Source organism: Thalassospira sp. CH_XMU1420-2, from assembly GCF_037029325.1.
Classification (GTDB): Bacteria; Pseudomonadota; Alphaproteobacteria; order Rhodospirillales; family Thalassospiraceae; genus Thalassospira; species Thalassospira povalilytica.
In genome coordinates this window covers 1-25264 of record NZ_JAYMEG010000008.1, presented here as the reverse complement: position 1 = coordinate 25264, position 25264 = coordinate 1, and the positions used below count along the sequence as shown (strand labels likewise).

At 55.6% G+C, this 25264-nt stretch carries 16 protein-coding genes; 8 read left to right on the top strand and 8 right to left on the bottom strand.

Features of this window, described 5'->3' with window-relative positions:
- Positions 1 to 40 precede the first annotated feature (40 nt).
- Both WA429_RS19565 and tyrS read left to right on the top strand, forming a co-directional pair.
- Positions 41 to 703, top strand: coding sequence for a cupin domain-containing protein (locus WA429_RS19565; RefSeq protein WP_114113626.1), 663 nt, complete (start codon positions 41 to 43; stop codon positions 701 to 703).
- Between the two features lie 145 nt (positions 704 to 848).
- Positions 849 to 2102, top strand: a complete 1254-nt coding sequence (tyrS, locus tag WA429_RS19560; RefSeq protein ID WP_068518533.1) for a tyrosine--tRNA ligase — start codon at positions 849 to 851, stop codon at positions 2100 to 2102.
- Positions 2103 to 2234: 132 nt separating this feature from the next.
- Here the strand turns inward: tyrS and WA429_RS19555 are convergent, their stop codons facing one another.
- Positions 2235 to 5786 (bottom strand): YhdP family protein, encoded by a 3552-nt coding sequence (locus tag WA429_RS19555; RefSeq protein ID WP_287466354.1) that lies wholly within the window; start codon positions 5784 to 5786, stop codon positions 2235 to 2237.
- A gap of 269 nt (positions 5787 to 6055) precedes the next feature.
- Here WA429_RS19555 and WA429_RS19550 point away from each other — a divergent pair, with 269 nt between their 5' ends.
- The 5 genes from WA429_RS19550 (at position 6056) to adhP (ending at position 12781) form a co-directional block, all read left to right on the top strand.
- Positions 6056 to 9037 carry a bifunctional [glutamine synthetase] adenylyltransferase/[glutamine synthetase]-adenylyl-L-tyrosine phosphorylase gene (locus tag WA429_RS19550; protein WP_287466353.1) on the top strand — a complete coding sequence of 994 codons (2982 nt, stop codon included), beginning with the start codon at positions 6056 to 6058 and terminating at the stop codon, positions 9035 to 9037.
- A 101-nt stretch (positions 9038 to 9138) separates the two neighbouring features.
- Complete coding sequence (gene bcp / locus WA429_RS19545; protein ID WP_068518536.1) at positions 9139 to 9603, top strand: thioredoxin-dependent thiol peroxidase; 465 nt, start codon at positions 9139 to 9141, stop codon at positions 9601 to 9603.
- A 262-nt stretch (positions 9604 to 9865) separates the two neighbouring features.
- The gene (locus WA429_RS19540; protein ID WP_068518537.1) at positions 9866 to 10636 is read left to right on the top strand and encodes a response regulator; all 771 of its coding nucleotides are present in this window, start codon (positions 9866 to 9868) and stop codon (positions 10634 to 10636) included.
- A gap of 160 nt (positions 10637 to 10796) precedes the next feature.
- Positions 10797 to 11621, top strand: a complete 825-nt coding sequence (locus tag WA429_RS19535; RefSeq protein ID WP_068518538.1) for a ferritin-like domain-containing protein — start codon at positions 10797 to 10799, stop codon at positions 11619 to 11621.
- Between the two features lie 137 nt (positions 11622 to 11758).
- Positions 11759 to 12781, top strand: a complete 1023-nt coding sequence (gene adhP / locus WA429_RS19530) for an alcohol dehydrogenase AdhP (RefSeq protein ID WP_287466352.1) — start codon at positions 11759 to 11761, stop codon at positions 12779 to 12781.
- A gap of 59 nt (positions 12782 to 12840) precedes the next feature.
- On the opposite strand, the gene WA429_RS19525 is transcribed toward adhP, so the two are convergent.
- From WA429_RS19525 to WA429_RS19495, 7 genes are all read right to left on the bottom strand, one after another.
- Complete coding sequence (locus WA429_RS19525) at positions 12841 to 13365, bottom strand: methylated-DNA--[protein]-cysteine S-methyltransferase (RefSeq protein WP_287466351.1); 525 nt, start codon at positions 13363 to 13365, stop codon at positions 12841 to 12843.
- Positions 13365 to 14867: a DNA-3-methyladenine glycosylase 2 family protein gene (locus WA429_RS19520; protein ID WP_287466350.1), complete on the bottom strand. Its 1503-nt coding sequence runs from the start codon at positions 14865 to 14867 to the stop codon at positions 13365 to 13367. Before WA429_RS19520 ends, WA429_RS19525 begins: the two co-directional genes overlap by 1 nt.
- A 73-nt stretch (positions 14868 to 14940) precedes the next feature.
- Complete coding sequence (locus tag WA429_RS19515) at positions 14941 to 15546, bottom strand: nucleoside deaminase (protein ID WP_101247660.1); 606 nt, start codon at positions 15544 to 15546, stop codon at positions 14941 to 14943.
- Positions 15547 to 15663: 117 nt separating this feature from the next.
- Positions 15664 to 15918, bottom strand: coding sequence for a hypothetical protein (locus WA429_RS19510; RefSeq protein ID WP_101247661.1), 255 nt, complete (start codon positions 15916 to 15918; stop codon positions 15664 to 15666).
- Between the two features lie 277 nt (positions 15919 to 16195).
- Positions 16196 to 17324 (bottom strand): peptide chain release factor 2 gene (gene prfB, locus WA429_RS19505; protein ID WP_101247662.1). Its coding sequence is split into 2 segments (ribosomal slippage): positions 16196 to 17254 and positions 17256 to 17324, totalling 1128 coding nucleotides; the frame shifts between segments, so codons are not numbered across the junction.
- Positions 17325 to 17520: 196 nt separating this feature from the next.
- Positions 17521 to 19944 carry a penicillin-binding protein 1A gene (locus tag WA429_RS19500; protein ID WP_068518544.1) on the bottom strand — a complete coding sequence of 808 codons (2424 nt, stop codon included), beginning with the start codon at positions 19942 to 19944 and terminating at the stop codon, positions 17521 to 17523.
- A gap of 289 nt (positions 19945 to 20233) precedes the next feature.
- Complete coding sequence (locus WA429_RS19495; RefSeq protein ID WP_287466349.1) at positions 20234 to 21427, bottom strand: N-acetylmuramoyl-L-alanine amidase; 1194 nt, start codon at positions 21425 to 21427, stop codon at positions 20234 to 20236.
- A 736-nt stretch (positions 21428 to 22163) separates the two neighbouring features.
- Between WA429_RS19495 and WA429_RS19490 the strand changes: the two genes are divergently transcribed.
- Entirely contained in the window at positions 22164 to 25172 is a 3009-nt protein-coding gene (locus tag WA429_RS19490) for an Rne/Rng family ribonuclease (protein ID WP_287466348.1), read from the top strand.
- Positions 25173 to 25264 lie beyond the last annotated feature (92 nt).

Below are 25264 nucleotides of genomic sequence, written 5' to 3'. Positions count from 1 at the left end.
CGTTTTTGTCCCCGCCCCTGATGCAAAAGGGAGAGACGTTATGTTGTTGAATGCTGATTTCACAAAAAGGGTAGTTATTCGGCCTGATGATTATAAATGGCAAAAATCGCCAGCCAATGGCGTAGAGCGCATGATGCTTGATCGCATTGGTGATGAAGTGGCGCGTGCCACCACCATCGTTCGTTTTGCCCCGAATTCCTACTTTGACGCCCATAGTCATGATGGTGGCGAGGAAATCCTTGTCCTTGATGGCGTATTTTCCGACGAAACCGGTGATTATGAAGTCGGTAGTTACCTTCGAAATCCAATTGGCACCCGCCACAAGCCGTTCACCAAGGATGGCTGTACGATCCTTGTGAAATTGCATCAGTTTGATGCGGGTGACAAAGCGCAAATCAAGATCGACACCAAGAATGCGACCTTCCTGCCCGGCATCGCGCAGGGGCTGTCGGTTTTGCCGCTTCATGAATACGGCACAGAACACGCCGCATTGGTGCGCTGGCAACCGGGCACCCAGTTTTCCGCTCATCGTCATTGGGGCGGCGAGGAAATTTATGTGATCGAAGGCACGTTTGCCGATGAACATGGCGCCTATCCGCAGGGAAGTTGGCTGCGCAGCCCGCATCTCAGTTCCCACGCGCCTTACACCGACGAAGGATGCCTGATTTATGTAAAAACCGGGCACCTGCCTGAAGCGGCCTAATGTGGAAAAAACACATCTGAAAACCGAGATGGGCAACTGATGTTGGTTGCATCGTTGCCCATTTTGCTATGAATGTGCTAGATCATCGCCTCCGCACTTTGGGCGGGTCGAATTTTCTATCACAACCAACATAGCGCAAAAAACCATGACTGAACTGAAGTCTGATTTTCTCCGCGTCATGCATGACCGCGGTTACATCCACCAATGTACTGATCTTGAAGGCCTTGATGCCTATGCATCGGAAAATACGGTGGTGTGCTATGTGGGTTATGACTGCACCGCAGACAGCCTTCATGTCGGATCGCTTGTATCGATCATGATGCTGCGCTGGTTGCAGAAAACCGGCCACAAGCCGATCGTTCTGATGGGGGCCGGCACCACGCGTGTTGGCGATCCGACCGGCCGTGATGATGCGCGCCCGGTTCTGACCGACGAAGTCATCGCCACCAACATGGCGGGCATCAAGAAGGTCTTCCAGCAGTTCCTGACGTTCGGCGATGGCCCGACCGATGCGGTCATGGTCAACAATGCCGACTGGCTCGACAAGCTGAACTATATCGAATTCCTGCGTGATTTCGGTCGCCATTTCTCGGTCAACCGGATGCTGAGCTTTGACTCGGTCAAGCTGCGTCTGGAACGCGAACAGTCGCTGAGCTTCCTTGAATTCAACTATATGATCCTTCAGGCCTATGACTTTGTCGAACTGAACCGCAACTATGGCTGCATGTTGCAGATGGGCGGATCGGATCAGTGGGGCAATATCGTCAATGGTGTTGAACTGGGTCGTCGCGTTGACGAGAAATCGCTGTTTGGTCTGACGACCCCGCTGATGACCACCGCATCCGGTGCAAAGATGGGCAAAACCGCGGCGGGTGCCGTGTGGCTGAACGAAGAACGCCTGTCGTCCTATGACTATTACCAGTTCTGGCGGAACACCGAAGATGCCGACGTCATCAAGTTCATGCGCCTGTTCACCGAGATGTCGCTTGAACAGATCGACGAATACGCAAAACTTGAAGGCTCGGAAATCAACGAAGCCAAGAAAGTTCTGGCATTCGAGGCCGTCAAACTTTGCCGCGGCGAAGAAGCAGCCCTTGCCGCTGCTGAAACCGCACGCAAAACCTTTGAAGAAGGCGTTCTGGCCGACGATCTTCCGACCGTGGAAGTCGCCAAGGCCGATCTTGATGCCGGCATCCCGGCCTTCGATCTGTTCCGTCGTGCCGATCTTGCCAAATCCGGTGGTGATGCACGCCGTCTGATCAAGGGCGGCGGTGCAAAGATCAATGACGAAAAAGTCAGTGACGAAAATGCCAACATCACCGCAGATGCAGTGAATGCCGATGGCGTGATCAAGGTGTCTGCTGGCAAGAAACGCCATGTCCTGATCAAGCCGGTCTGATCACATATATCCGGTCAAAATTTTAAAAAGCCCCGTGCAATTTGCGCGGGGCTTTTTCCGTTTGTTAGCGCTGACATCGTCCCGTTTCCGGACCGATCAACTTGATTGGTCCGGCCTTACCCCGCCTGGACCTTAGCCCGGCTCGGCACCGGTGATCAGGTTGCGAAGCACGCCGGGCACAAATGTCGAAAGCGGATTGACCGTCACATCAGGTTCGCCAAGGTCGCCTTCGATGGTGTAGGTCGGCGCAAAGATGCCCCCGCCTTCTTCCCCCACCAGAAGATCGCCAAGGATCGGGATCACGCCAAGGGCCGAATTGATGGCATAGATCGGCACAATCGACCCGGCCAGACGGATTTCGGATTTTGCCAGATCAATCGATCCGTTCGCGGTAACACCAACCGCGGTGCCGTTGGCAGCGACCTTTGACAAGGTCAGCACATCATTCACATAGGTGAAATCGCCATTCAGTTCGGTAAAGGAAATGCCGTTTCCTTGCAAAACGTCGCTGAGCCCCGAAAGAGACGCCGCCCCCAGGACACGTGCGGCAATCGGTGCGTTGACGACACGGAAATCGCCGATCTTGACCGATCCGGTAAAGGGCTGGGCAAAGTCGCTTTCATCGACCGTGCCTTCGACCGTCATGTTCCCGCCCAGAAGGTTTTCATACATATCAAGCGCTCGCAGGAATTTACCGGCATCTTCGGCCGTCAGACTGACTTTACGGGTGGAAAAATCATCGCGGCTGACCTGTGCAAATATGGTGGCCCGGTCCGCCAGCGAACCATTCAGAACCAGCCGGTCCCATTCCTGTCCGACAACATGGATCGATCCTTTAACATCGCCAAACAGTTCGCCATTGGCCATCACCATCTGTTCGATATCGAGGAAGATCTCGGTCGTTCCGCCTTCGCGGCTGGCGCGTTGTCCGATGCCGCCGCTGTTTGGTGCCTTGGCATCCTTTGGCTTGCCGGTATCTTCGGCGTCATCCGACAGGATCCAGGGAGTTGCGATCAGCTGACGGGCGGTGATTTCGATTTCGCGATTTTCATTATTCTGCCGGAAGGTTACCTTGCCATCATTAAGCAGCGGCTCCGCCCCCTTGAGCAGGAAGCCGCCACCGGTCAGATTGACAATGACATTGCGTTTTTCCGACGGTCTGGTGTCGCTGCCTTCTGCGGGTTCAGGCGATGTTTCATCCTCGACAAACGGTCGTAAGTCAAACTGCGCCCCGCGCAGGTCCACCAGCATCCTGTCATCATTGGCAAGCCTGATCGTTCCCGAAAGACCGGTATTTTCACGAAAACGGGTATTGTCGATTTCAAAGGACCATTGATCGGCAATCGGGTTTTCACCGCGCCATTTGCCCGTGCCGGACGCCACCAGTGCCGGTGCCATCACCGCAAAGGATTTAAGCGTGCCGCCACCTTCATAACGCACAGCCACATCAAAGCTTGCCTTGGCTTCGGCACCGGGTTGTTTGGTGTAGTTGACCCGTTCCATCGGAAGCGTGATGGCAACATCATTCAGCGCCACATCCCCCTTGATCTCGACCCGGTCATCCAGAACCCTGATTTCGAGCTTGCCCTTGCCCATCCCGGCAAGATAGGGCGCAACATCAAGTTCCACATCAGGCATCACCGCCAGATCAAGATCGCCAGACAGGCTATAATGGCTGCGGATTTTGGCCGCGGTATCAAAACTTTCAACCCAGTTGATCGCGGTTTTGCCCTTACCGATCGATGCCGTACCGGTCAGTTCCAGCCCCTTGGTGTTGACCTGAAGTTCGAAACTGCCGTTATTGACATCAAGTTCGCGGAACGCGTTGGTGATGCTGGCCTTTTGAATGCGCGATGCCGCCGCGACCTCGACATCGTCGAATGTCACATCGCGCAGCAACGGGAAATTCAGGCGCACGCGGGTCGCCTGTTCACCAGCAATCTGGGCCGGATCAATGCCAAGGCGGGTGGCAAATCCAAGCGGCTGCGCTTCGATCAGTTCAAGCGCCTTGCGCGCACTGCCATTGGCGACCACTTCGATTTCGGCAAGCGGGACCGGTTCGTCAAGCTTGGTGAACAGGATGCTGGCATCCGTTACAGTCAGCCCGTCTGCCTGTCCGCGATCAACATAGATATTGAAACTGGTTTCATCGAATTCGGCACGGCCACCGGCATCATGCACATCGGGCATATCCCCCAGATAATGCACCGTGACACCGGACATCGTCATCTGTCCGCCCAGCGCATCAAGCACCACGTCGCCGGCGTCATCCTGATGAAGTTCGGTATGCAGGGTGGCCTGATGAACGATGCCGTCCGACAGGTTGGTCACAACCCAGATACGGGCATCTTCGCCAACCGATTCCGGCCAAAGCCGATCCAGATCATCTGTGGCCACATCGGTTGCCTTGGCATCCAGACTGAGCTGCCATTTGCCAAACGGATCAAGCACGACACCGGTAACCGATGCCGTGGCATCCCCGACATTGAGCGTCACGTCATCAACACTGAACCGGCCCGGCACATAGCTTGTGACGATTTTGCCGTCATTGACCCGATAGGTCGCGCGGATTTCGGATGGCAGGGAAATCACCCCGCTTCCGACTTCCAGATCGGTCGCAGCAGAAACCAGCTTTCCACTGACATCATATTTGGCACGGATTACCCCCGAAACCGGGACATAGGCATCGCGCATCGGTTCAAAGATGTCAGAGATGCTGACCAGATCGGAAAGCTCCACCTCGCCGATGCGGGCTTCGAGATCGATTTCACCGCTGCTTGTGCTGTAATCGCCGGTCACATTGACCCGGGTCGACAAGGCACCTGCACTGACCTGCAAGGAGGCTTCGGCCCCGATGCCAAGCGGCTTGCGCGACAACAGAATTTCCGCCTGCGGCGCGGCCCAGACGATGCCAAGCTGTTCATCGCGCACCTGCAGGTCGGCATTTACAATCCCGAAACTTTCGAAATAGGCCGCAGCCGGGAAATCGGTGCGTTCGCCAGACAGGATCGAGACCACATCGCGCAGGATTTCGCTGCCGGATCTTTCAATCGGCGCGGTTGCCACATCGGTTTCATCATCGGGTGTTTGCGGTGCGGACTGTATTTCGGTGTTTTCGGGAAGAACCGGCTGTGCAGCGTCACTTTCGGGCAAATCGATTGTGACCGACGCCCCCCGCCCGCTGTCATAAACCGGGTCTTGCGGTTCGACGGGTGCGCCTTCGTCCGGTCCGGCAAGTGGTGCTGTCCCATCGGGGTTTTCGGCGACATAGCCGATATCGATCTGACCATTGGCGCGGCGTTCCAGGCGAATGCGCGGCCCGATCAGGTTCAATTCACGAAGTGCGAGAACCCCTTCAAACAGGGCCTTGCTGGAAAACACCACGTCTGCTTCGGGAATATGGAGCAGTTCACGATCATCCCCGCCAATGATCACCACATCGCGCAAACCGACATCAAATTTTTCGGCCCATCCGCGCCAGCGCAAAACGACGTCACCAACAGACAGCCGGTTTTCACCCATCGACTTGTTAAGATGATCAACGATATAGGGGGTAATGCGGTGCAGGGACACAGGTTCCTGAGACAGTCGCCAGATGGTGACTGCTGCAAATACGCCAACAAACAGCACGACCGCCGACAAAATCAGCGCCAGCCATCCAGCAAAGCTTTTAACGAGGCGCACCCTTATTTATCCTGTTTTCCTGATATCATATGTCGCAATAGCACCACTGCACACGTTCTGACCGGTGTTTCCGTTCTGCAAGACGAAACAGATATCACCGGAACTGCCAGTATTGATCTAATCCCTTTTTGTCCGATCGCAGAAAAGCTACATAGAGACAGTCACCCGTATGATCGGGGTTGCAATCTCCTTGCCAAGAGCATGCAATCAGGCACAAGTTTGTGCATAGCCCGGTTCGTTACCTTTTCGCAATACAAGGAAAGCAAAAAGTGTCTCTTTCCTGGATTTCACAGGACCTGCCCCAACCCTTTGATGCCGAACGTGTTGCCAATGCGTTTGAACGATGGAACGCCCTTGGCGATCGCCCGGCATTTGAAAGTCTGGCATCCAAAATTGGCGATATTGCGTCCAATCCCCAAAGCAAGGCGGTTTTGGCAGCCCTGTTTGGTAACAGCCCCTATCTGACCAATCTGTGCCTGCGCGATCCCGACATTGTTTGCGAAGTATTCGAAAGCGGCCTTGATCATGCCTTTGCCATCGCACTCGATCCGGTGCAGCAAAGTGCGGATGCCCGTGATCTTGACCAGGCGACAACAATGTCCACGGTGCGCAAGGCAAAACGCCGGGCCGCACTGGTGATTGCGATGGCCGATATCTGCAAGGCCTGGCCGCTGGATAAAGTCACATCAGCGATCAGCGAAACTGCGGAAACCACACTTGATTTCACCATGGCCCATTGCCTGTGTGCGATGGCGCGCCAGCGCAAATATGACCTGCCCAATCCCCAGAACCCGCTTGAAGGATCGGGGATCTTTGCGATCGGCATGGGAAAACTGGGTGCGGGTGAACTGAACTATTCATCCGATATCGACCTGATCTTCCTGTATGATCAGGATATTGTCACCTATCTTGATGAGGATCGCCTGCAACAGGATCTGGTGCGCATGGTGCGTGACATCACACGCGTGATGGAAGAACGCACCGGCGACGGCTATGTGTTTCGAACCGATTTGCGCCTGCGTCCCGATCCGGCATCGACCCCGCCGATCCTGTCGATGATTGCGGCTGAAACCTATTATGAAACGGTGGGGCAGAACTGGGAACGTGCGGCCATGATCAAGGCCCGCATTGTTGGCGGCGACCGGGCGGCCGGCAACGAGTTTCTGGAAATCCTGCGACCGTTCGTATGGCGCAAACATCTCGATTTCCTTGCCATTCAGGACATCCATTCGATCAAGCGCCAGATCAATGCCCATAAGGGCGGCAGCAAGATCAACATTCCCGGCCATAACATCAAGCTTGGCCGCGGCGGCATTCGCGAGATCGAATTTTTCGCCCAGACACAGCAACTGATCTGGGGCGGACGCGAAGTTGCGCTGCGTGGCAAGGCGACATGTGACACATTGCGCGCACTGACCAAATTCGGACAGGTATCCGAGGAAGTCCGCGATGAAATGCTGGCGGCATATGAATTTCTGCGCACGGTCGAACACCGGCTTCAGATGATCAATGATCAGCAGACCCAAACCCTTCCCGATACGGATGACGGGCTGCGCGCCCTTGCGACATTCCTTGGCTATGCGACGCTTGATGCGTTCAAGGACCATCTGCTGCTTCATCTGCGCAATGTTGAAAACAACTATGCCGAACTGTTTGAAGACGACACGCCGCTGACCGGGGACAGCACGACCGGCAATCTGGTCTTTACCGGCACCGAAGACGATCCCGACACGCTTGCCAATCTGCGTGAAATGGGGTTTGAAAATGCCGAAAATGTATCGGTTACGGTGCGCGGCTGGCATCACGGGCGCTATCGCGCTACCCGGTCACGCCGGGCGCGTGAAATTCTGACCGAACTGATGCCGACACTTTTGGGGGCACTGTCGAAAACCACCAACCCGGATATGGCATTCCGGGCCTTTGACGAGTTCCTGAAAGGTCTTCCTGCCGGGGTTCAGCTGTTCTCGCTGTTTACCGCGCACCCGGAATTGCTTGAACTTCTGGCCCAGATCGCCGGAACCGCCCCGCGTATGGCCAAATATATCGGGCGCAACGCGTCGGTTCTCGATTTCGTTCTGATGTCGGGCTTCCATGAAGAATTGCCCGATGCCGACAGTATGCTGGCAGAACTTGATGCGCGCCTGTCACGTGAAGACATGGTCGAAGACTGGCTGGATGTGGCGCGACGCTGGGCCAATGACCAGAAATTCCAGATTGACGTTCAGACCATCCAGAACCGCCAGACCCCGCACGAGGCCGGTCGTGCACTGGCCGATGTCGCAGATGTTGCCATTCGCGCCCTGTTCCCGCGCATTGCCGATGATTTTGCTGCCAAGCATGGCACCTTTGCCGATGGCGGGCTTGCGGTATTTGCGCTTGGCAAACATGGTGGGCAGGAACTGTCCCCGGGGTCGGACCTTGATATGGTGTTCATCTATGATGTGCCCGAAGAAGCCGAAGAGTCTGATGGGGAAAAACCGCTGTCACCGGGGCATTATTTCATCCGGTTAAGCCAGCGTTACATCAACGCGCTTTCCGCCCCCACCGCCGAAGGTGTTCTGTTTGAAACCGACCTTCGCCTGCGGCCCAGCGGATCAAAAGGCCCGCTTGCCACCCATTTCAAAAGCTTCGAAGCCTATCAGAACAATGAAGCCTGGACGTGGGAACACATGGCGCTTACGCGGTTGCGCCCGGTTTATGGGCCGCAATCGCTGTGTGACAAGGTCATCGCCACCACAACGGCCGTTCTGCGCAAGGAACGTGACCCCGATCAGCTGGTGCGTGCGGTCTATGACATGCGCAACCGCATGGAAGCCGGCAAAGGCGACAATCACCCCTGGGCGATCAAGATGCGGCGCGGCGGGCTGGTTGATCTGGAATTCATCGCGCAATATCTGCAACTGCGCCACGCCCATGACCATGCCGACATCCTGTCGCCCACCACACGCGACGTGTTCAAACGGCTTGGCACGGCCGGCATTCTTGAAAATGACGAAGCGGAATTTTTGGCCAATGCCGGATCATTCTGGTTGGCACTTCAGGCAATGCTGCGCCTGACGACCGAAGGACCGTTTGATCCTGCACGGGCCAGCACCGATCTGCAACAGATGCTGGCACGGGCCGGGAAATGTGACGATTTCGCAAGTCTTCAGGACAAAATAGAAACCACGGCAACCCGGATCAAAACGATCTATGACCGGATCATCGCCGATCCGGCCGAAAAGGTCAGCCCGCCCGAAACCACACAATAGCCGGATCGAAATGATCCGGCTGGCCTTGCCATCCTTATAAAGGATTGTATTTTCAGTGCGGAACGGATCGCACAGCGACACAGACAGACAAAGGATGGAACATGACACTTGAAGTAGGTGACAAGGCCCCGGATTTCGAATTGCCAACCGATGGTGGCAACAGCATCAAGCTGTCCGATCTGGCAGGCAAACCGGTGGTGATCTATTTCTATCCCAAGGACATGACACCGGGCTGCACCACGGAATCCTGTGAATTTCGTGATGCCGAGCCGGACTTCAGCGCCGTCGATGCCCAGATCATCGGCATTTCCAAGGACAGTGTCAGCCGCCATGACAAGTTCAAGGCCAAACATGACCTGAACTTCATTCTGGCATCGGATGAAAACGGTACCGTGTGCGAAGATTTCGGCGTCTGGAAAGAAAAAAGCATGTATGGTAAAAAATTTATGGGCATTGAACGGTCCACCTTTGTCATTGATGGCAGCGGCGTCATCCGCAATGCCTGGCGCAAGGTAAAGGTCAAAGGCCACGTGGCAGAGGTTCTAGAAGCCGTTCGCGCCCTTTGATCAAAAAAATGACACTCATAGCAGACCAATTGGTCCCGTTACCCCGCAAGGCCCGGCAACTGATTGCCGGGCCTTTGTTTTTTGGCCTTCGCCGACTTTAAAATTTAACCCGCCAAACTGCCAAAACGGCCATTCCAACACATTGATTTTGTTGCCTTGGGTTACATGTCAGGATAACAATTTACATATGGGAGTTTGGGTGAAGGTGCTTTTCACCTGTTCAGAGAAAACAAACCGGCACGCCGGCAAAGCAGGTATTGCTATGAACAAAAATGTTGTTGATCTCGACGATCAGATGCTTGCGGATTTTCGCGATGAGGCACATGACATCATCAGTGCGATTGATGTCCATCTGCAAAATGCGCGTGGCAAAAGCGATCCCGCACACCTGACCTCTATCCAGCGCGAAGTTTTCAACTTGCGTTACAAGGGCAAATCGGTTGCGGCACCACTGATCAATCTGACCAGTCATCGTCTGGCCGATTATGTCACCACCTGCAAGGAACTGAATGAAGGTTCCATCGAAGATATCCAGGCCTTTGTCGACAAGATCCAAAGCCTGCTTGAAGGTGACATGACCGCCGGCGGCACCGATACCGCGGAATTTGTCCGTGAATTGCCGTCCAAACGTGCCCCTGATATTGATCCGAACTGGCTTAAAAAGGCCAATGTCGAAGCATTGCTGGTGATCCCGCAGCGCTCCATGGCGACCATTCTTGAACGCGAACTCGCCGCATGCGGTTATCGCAGTTCCGTGACGCAGACCTCGTTCGAGGCCATCGAACTTGCCGTTCGCACCCGCCCCGACTTCATCATTGTTGCCAAAACCATTGATGAGCTGAGCGGTGTTGATCTGGCCAATGCGTTGCAGGCCATGCCAAAAACCCGGGCCATCCCGACGGCTGTTCTGACGTCCGATGCACCGAACCACCCGTCCTTGCAGGATCTTCCGTGTCGTACGGCAATCATCCGCAAGGGCAATGCATTTGGTGAAGATCTGGCCGAGGCCCTGGCACGGTTCAACATCACCTAATAACGACACGACATATCCGTAGGCAGCACATTATCTGTCACGATGTATCACAGGGGCGGCGCGCGAATTTGCAGGCCGCCCTTTTGTTTGGCCATTGACCATATCCCCGGCAGATGGCAGACAAAGCCGATCTGAAAATCATTCTGAAAACCGGGCCGTCATGACCAAGCTTACCCTCGCCGAAGCAGCCAAACGTGCGCTTTTGACCGAAGATGCGACCGAAAAAGCCGATGTAACGGCCGAACTCGCCGCGATGTGGCGCAATGGCGAGATTACCGAGGTCGGGGCAACCGACCTGCCCGATCGTCCCGGTCGTCCGGCCAAGCCGGAACTTCTGGCGCCAAACAAAATGCCCAAGCGCAAAAAAGGCAGTGTCCAGGGCCGCATCGGGCTTTTGCATGCGCTGGCCCATATCGAGCTTAATGCCATCGATCTGGCTTGGGATCTTTGCGTGCGCTTTCCCGAAGCCGACATGCCGCGTGATTTCCACGATGCCTGGGTACAGGTCGCCGATGACGAGGCCCGGCATTTCAAAATGATCAACAAGCGCCTTGGCGAAATGGGTGCGACCTATGGTGATTTGCCCGCCCATGACGGCCTGTGGCAAACATCGATGGATACGGCCTATGACATCCTGCCACGTCTTGCCGTAGTGCCGATGGTGTTTGAGGCGCGCGGGCTTGACGCAACGCCGCCCACCATTGAACGTCTTTTGGCACATGGAGATACGGAAAGTGCCCGTATCCTTAAAATCATCGCCCATGATGAAATCGCCCATGTTGCTGCGGGGCGCAAATATTATGAATATGTCTGCGATCAGCGTGGCCTACCCTATTACACCACCTGGCATGACATGCTGCGCAAGCATTTCCGCGGGCCTCTCAAACCGCCATTCAATGACGAAGCGCGTTACGAAGCCGGCATGCCGCCGGATTATTATCAGGACTATGTTCTGGAACTGCCGGGCGAAGCAGACGATCTTTAGGCCCGATGTCGCGAACTGGGATTTTTAAAATTTGACCCAGCGCAAAGCGTGCATAAGCAATCAGGTTTAGCCTTTTTCCGAGAATGAGACAGCCGCACCGGTGCGGCACATATTCCATTCCGTCAGGAGGCACGACCATGCCACGCACTATGAAGGCCGCCGTCGTTCGCGCGTTCGGCAAACCGCTTTCCATCGAAGAAGTGACCGTTCCGAAAGTCACGCCGGGAAAAATCCTTGTGAAAATCGAAGCATCGGGTGTCTGTCACACCGATCTTCATGCCGCAGAGGGTGACTGGCCGGTCAAGCCTAATCCGCCCTTTATCCCCGGCCATGAAGGTGTCGGCATCGTTGCCGAAGTTGGCGAAGGGGTCGCGTCCGTCAAGGAAGGCGATCGGGTTGGCGTGCCGTGGCTGCATTCGGCCTGCGGACATTGCCATCACTGCATTACCGGGTGGGAAACCCTGTGCGGCGAGCAGCTTAATACCGGCTATTCGGTCAATGGCGGCTTTGCGGAATATGTTCTGGCTGATCCGAATTATGTCGGGCATCTGCCCAAACCGCTTGAATTTGGCAATGCTGCCCCGGTTCTGTGCGCCGGTGTGACCGTTTATAAGGGGTTGAAGGAAACCGAATGCAAACCCGGTGAAACGGTTGTGATTTCCGGGATTGGCGGACTTGGTCACATGGCCGTGCAATATGCCAAGGCCATGGGCATGAAAGTCATTGCGGTGGATATTGCCGATGACAAACTGAAACTCGCCCGTGATCTTGGTGCGGACTGGACCCTGAATGCATCCGAAATCGATGTGGTATCGGAAGTCCAAAAACAGATGGGCGGTGCCAACGGTGTTCTGGTGACCGCAGTTTCACGCGCCGCCTTCAAACAGGGTGTCGGCATGCTGGGCCGGGGTGGCACCATGTCGCTGGTTGGTCTTCCGCCGGGAACGTTCGAACTTGATATCTTTGATACGGTTCTGTCGCGCAAAACCATTCGCGGTTCGATCGTCGGCACCCGTGCCGACCTTCAGGAAGCGCTGGAATTTGCAGGCGACGGCAAGGTGCATTCGCACTTTACGACCGAGCCGATGGAAAACATCAATTCGATCTTTGACCGCATGCGCGATGGCAAGATTGATGGCCGTATCGTGATGTCGATCTGATCAATCTTCATATCCCAAGATGCAAAAGGCTGCCATCTGGCAGCCTTTTGTTTTCAATGTCACGCGGCACGCGCCAGCATGGCGGCCTCGTGATCAAGCAGCCATTTCTTGCGATCAAGCCCCCCGGCATAGCCGGTAAGCGTGCCGTTTGATCCGATCACGCGATGACATGGCACAATGATCGACACCGGGTTCAGCGCATTGGCGCGTGCCACCGCGCGCACGGCCTTGGCATTGCCAAGCTGATCGGCCAACCCGCGATAGGATATGCTTTTGCCACTTGGGATCGTGATCAGGGCATCCCAGACCGATTTCTGAAAATCCGTACCGATCATGCTGATGGCATCAACCGGAAGCGGCACCACATCACCATTGAAATAGGCATCAAGCCAGTCGATCACGGATTTTGGGGTGGCAGTGCGATCTTCGACCCAGTCGAGTTTTTTGAACCGCCGGGTCTGGATGGTTTTCAGACGATCATCATTGTTTTCGAAGTCCAGATGCACAAGCTTGCCGTCAACGGTCGCCAGCGACAATTGGCCAATCGGACTGGCATAGCGGGTTACATAGATTTTCGTTGTCATCATCCTTCTCCTTCGAGTGCCGACCACAGATATTGCGCGGCATAGGCCCGCCATGGGCGCCAGCTTTCAGACAGGGTATCAAGTGCCTTGGCCTTGTCCGGTCCGCCGCCCATCGCCGATGCCTTAAGGATACCAAGATCCGCCGCCGGAAAGGCATCCGGATCGCCAAGCCCGCGCAGCCCGAAATAGTTAAGCGTCCAAGGGCCGATCCCCTTTATCCCCGTCAAATCGGCAATCAGGGCTTCGCCCGATTTTTGATCGGATGAGCGATCCGCAAACAGTTCAATGACATCGGCCAGTGTTTGCGCACGACGGGTGGTAAGTCCGATGGATATCAGTTCCTGACCGACAAGCTGTGGCGCATCAGGAAACAGATGCGTCACTCCGGTTCCGGCAACAAGATCGCCCGGCAACTCGGCACCGAACCGTGCGACAAGACGACCCGCCAAGGTGCGCGCCGCGGCAACCGAGACCTGTTGGCCAAGAACGGCCCGCATGGCCAGTTCAAACCGGTCCCAGCATCCCGGAACGCGCAGCCCCGGGCGCTTTTCAATCAGGGGGGCAAGCAGCATGTCTTCGGCAAACTGTGCGGTGATTGATGGCACATCGGCATCCAGATCGAACAGGCGTCTGACCCGTGCGCCGATTTCAAGCACTGCTTCGCGGGCCGCCCCCCGCAGGATCACATCCACCCCGCTTTGATCCGGACTGAAATGACAGATCATAAGTCCGACCTGATCGCTCATGGCAAAGCCGCGCGCATAGATGCGGTCACGAACGGCTTCCAGCCCCGGAATGGCGCGTGCCCGGAAAAATGCCAGAAGATATTCGGCATCAAACGGCTGACGGGCGCGCAATCGCAAAATCAGATCGTCATTGCGCGGCGCAAACGGATCATCATCGCCCCTGTCATCGGAACGGGCCTGCGATGATTTAAGTTTGATCCCCCGGCGAAAGGCCGTCGGGGCCTGTCCGTAGGCCTGCTTCATGGCATCATTGAACCGCCGCAAACTGCCAAATCCGGCAATGTCGGCAATTTCAATCATGGTCAGGTTACTATCAACAATCAGCTGGCGCGCCCGCAAAAGGCGTCTGGCCTTGGCATGTTCCTGGGGCGTTACACCGGTATGTTCCTTGAATATCCGGCGCAAATGCCGGTCCCCGACCCCAAGCCGGTCGGCCAGATCGGCAATCGATCCGGTTTCAAGCACGCCCTGATCAATCAGGCGCACGGCACGGGCCACCGTCGCGTGGACACCGGCACTGGCCGGACTTCCCGGCGCTGCTTCGGGCCGGCATCGCAGGCACGGGCGGAACCCGTGGGCAATTGCGGCCTCTGCACTGGGATAGAATTCCACATTGGCACGCTTTGGCGTGACCGCGGGGCAGATCGGCCGACAAAAAATCCCGGTGGTCAGAACCGCGGTATAAAACCGTCCGTCAAACCGGCGATCACGGGTTTTGAGTGCCTGATAGCATATATCGTTATTGAGCTGTTCCATGCCCGGCAGTGTATCAGAACCGGCGATCAAAACTCGCCAGATTCGGACTCAGACGTCAAATCCCCCGATACCGTCAGTTCAACGGGATGTCATTGTCGGATTTGCCATTCTGATACTGGGCGGACAAGCGGTCATATTCATGGGAAAGCGCCTTGGCCCGGGCGATATAATCCGCCCGCTGATTTTCAGGAAGATCGGCAACCATGCCCATCATCGAATGGCTTTCCCAAAAGGCATTCGATTTGTTGTATTCGCCGTCCTTCAGGGTGAAGACTTCCTGCATGATTTTCAGATCATGGGGAATGGCAAAGGCATCGCGGGAATCTTCGTAAGAAAAGAAATAATAAAAATTGTCAAAGCCCGCCCAGGTGATGGCGGACAAACACATCGAACAGGGTTCGTGGGTCGACAGGAAAATCAGATCCGAAGTCGCCGGGCGCTGATCTGCGGGGATTTCATAGAACCGCTTAAGACAATGCACCTCGCCATGCCATAGCGGGTTTTCGGTTTCATTGTTGGTTTCGGCAATCACCAGTGCCAAATCCGCCTTGCGCAGGATCGCCGCCCCGAAAAGCTTGTTGCCATCAGCAACCCCCATCCGGGTTTTGGGCAGAATATCGTTTTCCAGAACAGAAAACAGCTTGTCGAGAATGTGCTGATCCGGGGTGATGTCTGACATGTTGGCGGTCCCTGATGAACTGGCGTGTTGTTTCAACCATTTCACCGGTTCAGGACCGCCATGCCAACTGTTTTTAAGCACTCCGGGCGCAAAACAGTGATGCGCCCCACATGACAATCAGATGCCGCGCAAGATCCCGTCATTATCGGGGGCCTGGCGACGTTCAGGGGGAACAGGAACATAAAAATCACGGTTCAATAGGGTTGTGACCGCGATCAATGTCGGGGATTTCGTGTCACGTACCTTGGTGATCAGGGCATGATCCACCGGTTTCATTTCACGAATTTTGACAACCTCGAAAACCGGACCGTTGGGAGTAGCAAGTTTGAACTGGTCGCCGACTGCGACCGGACCAAGGGACTGTTGGGCCATTTGGGACTTCACCTGACAATAGATGTTTGCTCTGAGCAAGCCTGCCAGTGACCAGTCGATGTCTGGAATTTTGTTTATAGGCGGCAGGTCTCGCTTGGCCACACCATGGCAAAGCTATTCGGCAATTCTGTGACAGAAATTGGATTTTTGGGGGCAAACCGCCTTTTTCCGCCGCCTGGCACCCTGCCCGATTGCAACGATTTGGGGTCCGAATCAAAACACCCCGCCGGGAAATCGGCGGGGTGTTTTGTAATTTCAACCGGTTAAGGGTAGCCGATCAATCGATATCTTCGATTTCGCCAGCCGAGCCGGTAACCTTGGCGGCAAGGGCGGCTGCCATAAAGGCATCAAGGTCGCCGTTCAGGACACCCTGCGTATCGGATGTTTCGGTGCCTGTGCGCAGGTCCTTGATCATCTGATAGGGCTGAAGGACATAGGAGCGGATCTGATGGCCCCAACCGATATCGGTTTTGCTGTCTTCGACGGCCTGTGCTTCGGCTTCGCGTTTTTGCAGCTCTGCCTCATAAAGACGGGCTTTGAGCATCTTCATCGCGGTGTCGCGGTTTTTGTGCTGTGAACGGTCGTTCTGGCACTGTGCGACAATACCGGTCGGAATGTGGGTAATACGAACCGCAGAATCGGTACGGTTAACGTGCTGACCACCGGCACCCGATGCGCGATAGGTATCAACACGAAGATCCTTATCGAGGATTTCGATATTGATATCGTCATCAATCACCGGATAGACCCAGACCGACGAGAAGCTGGTATGGCGGCGTGCCGAACTGTCATAGGGCGAAATACGCACCAGACGATGCACACCCACTTCGTTCTTGAGCCAGCCATAGGCATTGTGACCGGTGATCTTGTACGTCACCGATTTGATACCGGCTTCCTCGCCCGCGCTTTCTTCGAGCATCTCAAGCTTGTAGCCCTTGGACTCTGCCCAACGGTAATACATGCGCGCCATCATCGATGCCCAATCCTGTGCCTCGGTACCACCGGCACCGGCATGGATTTCAAGATAGGCGTCATTGGCGTCAGCCTCACCCGAAAGCAGGCTTTCGAGTTCACGCTGGGATGCGATTTCACGAATGGCACGCAGGCCTTCCTCGGCCTCGGCAACCGTTTCTGCATCGCCTTCGGCTTCGCCAAGCTCGATCAGTTCGATATTGTCTTCGAGCTCCTGGGCGAGCTGTTTATAGCCATTGATGGCATCATCAAGCTGGGTACGTTCACGCATGACTTTCTGCGCATTGGCGGCGTTGTCCCAAAGGGTCGGGTCTTCGGCCAGTGCGTTCAGTTCGTCGAGGCGTCTAAGAGCGTTATCCCAGTCAAAGATGCCTCCTCAGCAGTGCCATCGACTGCTTGATTTCATCGACCAATGCCTGTGCTTCGGCGCGCATTGATGTCTCCGTTATTCATCAGAAATTTGTTGGGCCCCAGACCGGTTTGGACAAACCGGCTGCGGCAAACTCGGCGCAGCTTATAGCAGTTTTTGCCGCGGTTGAAACCCCTGCAACCATGCAAAAACCCGGCAAGATTTCCCTGCCGGGTTTTGGATGTCTTCATTCAGGTCAGATCAGCCGGTCAGCAAATCCGTCAGTAAATGCCGCCGGGTCCTGAAACCGCGCCATTGCCACTGTCAGAACCGCCGACACCGCTGTAGCCGCCATCAATGACATTGTCATTCGATGCTGGAATGGTCCCGGGTTTGAAAGCTTCCCAGATCACGTCCTGATCGCCCGGACGGGCTGGAATGCCGGTACGGGCTTCAACGCGGACCATGCGAATGCCCGGCGGGGTACGGAACGGAATGGCTTTGGTGCCTTCGAGGGCACCGCGCATGAATTCCTTCCAGATCGGGGCTGCGGCACTGGCACCCTGTTCCTTGTCACCAAGGGAACGGTTGTCATCAAAGCCGACATAAACACCGACCGCAAGGTCCGGCGAGAACCCGACAAACCACGCATCACGTGAATCGTTGGTCGTGCCGGTTTTACCAGCCAGCGGATAACCAAGTTCGGCAATCGTGCGGCCCGTGCCACGCGACACCACGCCTTCCATGATATGGACCATCTGGAACGCGCTTGCCGGGTCGGTCAGCTGTTCACGGGTATCAGGAAGATCGGGCGGCATCTGATTGCGGAAGGCAACGTCCTGGCACTGGGCGCAATCGCGTTCGTCCCGGCGATAGATCACATTGCCCCGACGGTCCTGAATGCGGTCAATCAGGGTCGGTGTGATTTTCTTGCCACCATTGACCAGTTCGGCATAGGCCGCGGTCAGGCGCATCACAGTCGTTTCCGCCGCACCAAGCGACATGGACAGAACTTCGGGCAGATCATCGACAATACCGAACCGTTCGGCATAATCGGCAACAATCGGCATCCCGATGGTCTGGGCAAGACGCACCGTCATCAGGTTACGCGACTTTTCAATCCCCAGACGCATGGTCGAAGGACCATAGAAATTGCCGCTATAGTTGCCCGGCTTCCATTTGCCAAGTCCCGGCCCCTGATCGATCACGAAAGGTGCATCAAGCACGAGTGTCGAAGGGGTAAAGCCCTGATCAAGGGCCGCAAGATAGACAAACGGCTTGAAGGCCGAGCCCGGCTGACGACGGGCCTGGGTTGCGCGGTTGAATTTCGACAAATCGTGCGAAAAGCCGCCCGACATCGCAAGAACGCGACCGGTATGCGGGTCCATCGCCACCAAGCCCCCGTTGGCATTGGGGATCTGGCGCAGGCCATAGGTATTTGGCGGCAGTTTTTCGCCATCAAGTTCGGCGAAATGTTTGACGTAAACCACATCACCGGGCTTGAGAACATCAGACGGACGATTGACCACCGGGCCCAAGGTCTGACCTTTTTGCCAGGGCCGCGCCCATGTCAGGAAGCGCAACGGAATGCGGCCCTGCTCGCCCGATTTAAGGCCAAGGGTCGCCTCATTGGCATCGGTGCCAAGCACGACCGCAACATCCCAGGGAATATCGCCCGGGGTTTCGACTTCGCGCAATTTCTGCTGCCAATTGTCATTCAGGTCGATCTGGGTGATCGGCCCGCGCCAGCCATGACGACGGTCATAGGCAACAAGCCCGTCAAACAGGGCCTTGTCGGCAACACTTTGCAAGCGCGGATCAACGGTCGATCGCACCGAAAGGCCACCGTCATAAAGCATGCCTTCGCCGTAACGATCAACAAGCTGGCGACGGACTTCCTCGGCAAAGAAATCAGCCTGATAGGTATCCACCGATTCACGGGACTTGCCTTCAAGCGGCGCAGACCATGCGGCCTGTGCTTCGGCCTCGGTGATGTATTTTTCTTCAAGCATCCGGCCGATGACCCAGTTACGACGTGCCTTTGCCTCGTCATGGTTGCGGACCGGATGGTAATTCGAAGGCGCCTTTGGCAAGGCAGCAAGATAGGCGGCTTCTTCGATATTAAGTTCATCAAGCGACTTGTCGAAATAGCGCAGCGACGCCGCTGCAACACCATACGCCCCGCTGCCCAGATAAATCTCGTTCAGATACAGCTCAAGGATATGCTCCTTGGAAAATGCCCGTTCGATACGGAAAGACAGGATTGCTTCCTTGATCTTGCGTTCATAGGACACTTCGTTGGTCAGAAGAAAGTTCTTGGCGACCTGCTGGGTGATGGTCGATGCGCCAACCGGGCGACGACCGGTGCCGATATTGACAACGTTGGTAACAGCGGCACGCAAAACAGACGCGAAATCAATCCCGGGATGGGAGAAGAAGTTTTTGTCCTCGGCCGCGACAAAGGCATCAATCACCTTGTGCGGGATGGCGGTGATCGGCACAAAGACACGTTTTTCGCGTGCATATTCTGCAATCAGCGCACCGTCAGATGCATGAACACGTGTCATGACCTCCGGCTCGTAATCTTCAAGCTGGGTGTAATCGGGCAGGTCCTGACCAAAATGCCAGAAAATCGCCAGAACGCCGGCGCCGCCTGCGATCCCCATCAAAAACAGAAAGCCGAAAATACTAAGTAAAATGCGCATATAAGCAGGTCTTTTTTCGTTTTGTTGGCCTGAGGTTGCGCATATTCATGCACAATCATCAGAAATGCAATGTCCCAACGGATAACCGTTTCCCGCAGGGCGATCCCCGCACTAACCATTATTATAGCGGCAAAAAAGTGACGAGGTTGTGACAGCTCTCACTTAAGGGAACTTTTAGTTTAGCAAAACCTGCATATGACTGACCATCTGCCCGCTTAAAAAAATGTCGATGTCGGCAAACGGAACAGACCGGATGCGTTCAGGGAATGCAGTTCCGTGAACACCGCTGCTAGAATTTGTGCTTTTCGAAATAGATATCAATTGCCCGCAAGACGGCCTCGGCAATCTTTTTGCGATGGGCCGGGCTTTGCAGCAGTTTGGCATCGGTCGCATTGGACAGATAGCCCATTTCAAACAGGGCCGACGGAATATCAGGCGCCTTCAAAACGGCAAATCCGGCAAAGCGATGTGTTCTGCGTTGCAGTTCGATGCTTTTGGACAGTTGGCTGACCATGTTGGCGGCAAGCGTTGCCGACAGGTTCATGGTTTCGCGCTGGGCCAGATCGATCAGGATGCTTTGCACCAGCGAATTTTCATCGGAAAGATCAATACCGGCAATCACGTCGGCCTTGTTTTCCTTTGACGCCAGGGCGGCGGCTTCTTTGTCCGATGCGTTTTCAGACAGGGTATAAACCGATCCACCGCGATGTTTGGGATTGGCAATTGAATCCGCATGCAGTGATATGAACAGATCGGCACCGTTTTTACGGGCAATTTCAACGCGCTGGCGCAGTTTCAGGAAGACATCCTTGTCACGTGTCAACAGCACGCGATAGCGCCCCGATGCCGTCAAAGTATCGGCAAGCTGACGGGCCGCCGCCAAGGTCAGGTCTTTTTCATAGACATTGCCAACGCCAATCGCGCCCGGATCAACACCGCCATGGCCTGCATCGATTGCAATCAACGGTTTTTCGTCCCCGCCCCGACCGGATTTGACCGCCACATCCACACTTTGTTCTGTGGCGCTGGTATCATTGCGGCTGCGTGCGGAATAGGCTTCCATGCTTTCGCGTGACGCGGTCAGGAAGGCGTCGCGTTTTGCCGGTTTCAGATCGACAACCAAACGGTTGGGTTTGCCGCCTGATGACGGCAATGCGAAAATTTTGGACACCAGTGACGGTTCGGCAACATCAAGAACGACACGGAACGTACCGGGTTTGAACAGGCCATAGCGCAATCCCGAAATAAGCCCGCCGCCAGATGTCACCTTGCCGGGCGGGGCGCTCCAATCGATTTCGGGCATGTCAATGATGATGCGATAGGGATCAGGCAGCAGGAAATAGGTAAATTCGACATCGCGATCAAGATCGATGACAAAACGGGTATAATCCGGATAAACGCCCAGACGCGCCCCCAGAACCTTTGCCGCCTGTGCATTGGCAGCTGATGCTACAAGCTGGGCTGAAAACAGCAGCAAAAACAATGCGATCGCAAGTCTTGCGAGTTTTTGAAAACCCGAAGACAACGAAGCAGATCGCACATGGGAATATGTGTTTGCATGCGGTGAATTCATCTGTCGTGCTTGTGCCTGGTTACCCTGCCAAAGGTGAGATAGTCGCTTATAGCAATGCGTTGGTTAACGGGCAATTGACCAAAGCAAGAAGTTCCAAAGACGCGTTTTGCGGCCATTGGCCCATCCCGTTAAATCGCCAACCGGGCAAAAACATCGCGTTTTCATGGATTTGCCCGCATTTAATCGCCAAAGGCGAAACTGCGCGGAATTCTTCGCCTTTTGACGGATCACTGTCAGAAAGTCGTCATATGATGCAACAAAACTGTTTGTCGCAGGCGAATAAACCGGATATGTTGCACCCGAGATTCCTATGCTTTGTGGTATGAAACTTAAACGCCACCAGGCTGAGGACGCGACTAGACCAGTTCTTACGGTCGGTGTCTCGGTGACGCGGCAATTCCCGCTCCCGATAGAGCCCTCCTGAAAAAGGCTGCCTTGGCGCGCTCGAAAATACGCAACCTATTTTTGTTTCAACATCAAAACCAGGTCCGAACCGGAAGAGCAGCCGACACGCGATGAACCAGAGACATACAGGACATATCGCGACCCTATTGGACGGCGCCTCCGGTCACGCCGGTTTGTTTGCATATCAGCGCAGCAATGCGCGTAGCATTGAACTGGCGGGACCTCCAGGAACAGGTTCCGAATGGTTAAACGCATGCTTATCGATGCAACGCACGCGGAAGAAAGCCGCGTCGTTGTTATTAATGGAAATCGCCTAGAAGAATACGACGTCGAGACATCGACCAAAAAACAGATCAAGGGTAACATCTATCTCGCCAAAGTGACGCGAGTAGAACCGTCTTTGCAGGCGGCCTTTGTTGACTATGGCGGAAACCGCCACGGTTTTCTTGCCTTCAGTGAAATCCATTCCGACTATTACCAGATCCCGGTTGCCGACCGCGAAGCCCTGAGCCAGGGTGCCGCACAGGTCAAGGACGCCGAAATTGTCGAAGACAATATTGGCGAAACCGACGACAGCCCGAAAAAAGAAAAGAAATCGACCCGTTCGCGTTCGCGCCGCAAACCACGCGCAAAGGACAAGGACGAAACCCAGGACGCATCAGAATCAGATGCGACTGATGGGGAAACCGTGGTTGATGCCGATGCTGCCAATCCGTCGGATGGCGCATCTGATGGCTTGGTTTCTTCTGATGAAGAAGAAACCAAGCCGCGCCGCCGTCGCACGCGCAACCGTCGCAAAAAATCCGACGACGCCGACGCAACGGCAAGCGATGCGTCTTCTGACGAAGCAGCATCGGGTGATGCCAATGCAGACGCCGATGGCGGTTCTGATGATGACAATTCCCCGTCGGGTGGCAATGCTGCCATGTCGGCGGACGTCGCAGAACTGAGCGTTGATGTCGACGCCGACGGTGACGACAGCGAAGAAGACGCACCGTCTGCCGATGCCGGCACCGAAGAAGAAGAGATCGAAGATCTTGGCGGTGACGACACCGACGAATTCGTTGAGTCGCATAGCCGTCAGCTTCAGAAACGCTACAAAATTCAGGAAGTCATCAAACGCCGCCAGATCATTCTGGTTCAGGTCGTCAAGGAAGAGCGCGGCAACAAGGGTGCTGCCCTGTCGACCTTCCTGTCGCTGGCTGGCCGTTATTGCGTTCTGATGCCAAACACCCCGCGTGGTGGCGGCATTTCGCGCAAGATCACCAATGCCAAGGACCGCAAGCGTCTGAAATCGATTCTGGCCGAGCTGGAGATTCCGGACGGCATGGCCGTGATCGTTCGTACCGCCGGTGCCGAACGGACCAAGGCCGAGATCAAGCGTGACTTCGATTATCTGATGCGTCTGTGGGATCGTATTCGCGAAACCACCCTTCAGAGCCAGGCGCCTTGCCTGATTTACGAAGAAGCCGACCTGATCAAACGTTCGATCCGCGACCTTTATGCGCGTGATGTGGATGAAGTTCTGGTCGAAGGCGACGACGGTTACCGGGTCGCCAAAGACTTCATGAAAATGCTGATGCCGTCGCATGCCAAGCGTGTGCAGCCCTATAAGGATCAGGGCGTGCCGCTGTTCCACCGTTTCCAGGTGGAAAGCCAGCTTGATGCGATGCTCAATCCGGTCGTACAGCTTAAATCGGGTGGCTATATCGTCATCAACCCGACCGAGGCACTGGTCGCGATTGACGTGAACTCCGGCCGTTCGACCCGCGAACGCAATATCGAAGAAACCGCTTACAAGACCAACCTTGAAGCGGCCGAAGAACTGGCACGCCAGTTGCGCCTGCGTGACCTTGCCGGTCTGATTGTTGTCGACTTTATCGACATGGAAGACCACCGCAACCAGGCGTCGGTTGAGCGCAAGCTGAAAGAAGCCATGCGCAATGACCGTGCGCGTCTTCAGATCGGCCGTATCAGCCCGTTTGGTCTGCTTGAAATGTCGCGTCAGCGCCTGCGTCCGTCGCTTGTTGAAAGCGCGTTCGAGGTTTGCTCGCACTGTCGTGGTGTCGGCCTTGTCCGTTCGATCGAAAGTGCAGCCCTGCATCTGCTGCGCGTGATCGAAGAAGAAGGCATGCGTCGCCGGTCCGGGGCGCTTACCGTTCATGTCGCAAGCGAAGTCGCGCTTTATATCCTGAACCGCAAACGTGATTCGCTGGCCGAAATCGAACAGCGTTACGGCTTTACCGTCATGATCTTTGGCGATGACAGCCTGATTTCGCCCGATCACCGCATTGAACGCACCCGTGCGAAAAAAGGTGACGAACAGGAAGAAGCTGCACCGGTTCTCAATACCGACAGTGTTTCCCTGACGGCGATTGAAAGCCCGGTTGAAGCCGACGACGAAGAAGAAGAAACCGTCCGCGGTGATGATGACGATCAGGGTGGCAAACGCCGCCGCCGCCGCCGCCGCCGTCGTGGTCGTAACGATGATCGTGATGATCGTACCGAAAACCAGCAGGACGCCGCAGATAGCGACGCCGAAGATGCTGATGGTTCGGATCGCAACGGATCTGATGATGATGACGAAGACAGCAACCGCAAACGCCGCCGTCGCGGCAAGCGTGGGGGTCGTCGCCGGTCGCGTCGTCAGGACTTTGACGGTAACCGTACCCGGTCGCCCAATGATGATCCGGCCCTGACGGCAGCACGCCGCAACCGTGATCACGAAGCACCGGACGGTTCCGAAGAAAACACCGTGATCGACGCCGAAAGCGAAGGTCAGGATGCTGACAGCTTTGATCAGGAAGGTGTCCGCGCCGGTCGTACCCGCAGCACCACTGCCCCGGCCCCGGCCCGTCCGCGCCGCGATCGTAACGACAACCGTCGTAACCGTCGTGACCGCAACAGCCGTCCGGAACGTGGCGAAGGTAGCAACGAGCGCGGCGATGTCAAAAACATCCCGATCCAGTCCGGCCCGGCACCGGAAGCGGTTGCTGAAAGCAAACCGGACGTCGCAGTGGCTCCGGCCAGCGCACCGGCAGAAGTAACCGCACCGGCCCCGAAAGCCGAGGCACCCAAGGTTGAAGCCCCGGCTGAAAAGCCGGCAGCTCCGAAGCCGGTTGAACCGGCCAAAACCGAGGAACCGGCTCCTGCGCCCGCACCGGCCCCGGAAGCTGCCCCGGCGGCTGAACCGGCCAAGGACGAAAAGCCGAAGCCGAAAAAACGCGGCTGGTGGAGCCTTGGTCGCTAAGACCCTAGCTACAGATGTGCCGTCCTAAAATACGTTGACAGTTTTCATGGAGCCAGCGGGATCATACCGCTGGCTTTTTGATGCACGGCTTC

Excerpts from the sequence above, each read along its gene's own strand:
- WA429_RS19565 (WP_114113626.1), top strand. The coding sequence starts at position 41 with ATGTTGTTGAATGCTGATTTCACAAAAAGGGTAGTTATTCGGCCTGAT.
- tyrS (WP_068518533.1), top strand. The coding sequence starts at position 849 with ATGACTGAACTGAAGTCTGATTTTCTCCGCGTCATGCATGACCGCGGT.
- bcp (WP_068518536.1), top strand. The coding sequence starts at position 9,139 with ATGACACTTGAAGTAGGTGACAAGGCCCCGGATTTCGAATTGCCAACC.
- WA429_RS19540 (WP_068518537.1), top strand. The coding sequence starts at position 9,866 with ATGAACAAAAATGTTGTTGATCTCGACGATCAGATGCTTGCGGATTTT.
- WA429_RS19535 (WP_068518538.1), top strand. The coding sequence starts at position 10,797 with ATGACCAAGCTTACCCTCGCCGAAGCAGCCAAACGTGCGCTTTTGACC.
- adhP (WP_287466352.1), top strand. The coding sequence starts at position 11,759 with ATGCCACGCACTATGAAGGCCGCCGTCGTTCGCGCGTTCGGCAAACCG.
- WA429_RS19525 (WP_287466351.1), bottom strand. The coding sequence starts at position 13,365 with ATGACAACGAAAATCTATGTAACCCGCTATGCCAGTCCGATTGGCCAA.
- WA429_RS19520 (WP_287466350.1), bottom strand. The coding sequence starts at position 14,867 with ATGGAACAGCTCAATAACGATATATGCTATCAGGCACTCAAAACCCGT.
- WA429_RS19515 (WP_101247660.1), bottom strand. The coding sequence starts at position 15,546 with ATGTCAGACATCACCCCGGATCAGCACATTCTCGACAAGCTGTTTTCT.
- WA429_RS19510 (WP_101247661.1), bottom strand. The coding sequence starts at position 15,918 with ATGGCCCAACAGTCCCTTGGTCCGGTCGCAGTCGGCGACCAGTTCAAA.
- WA429_RS19500 (WP_068518544.1), bottom strand. The coding sequence starts at position 19,944 with ATGCGCATTTTACTTAGTATTTTCGGCTTTCTGTTTTTGATGGGGATC.
- WA429_RS19490 (WP_287466348.1), top strand. The coding sequence starts at position 22,164 with ATGGTTAAACGCATGCTTATCGATGCAACGCACGCGGAAGAAAGCCGC.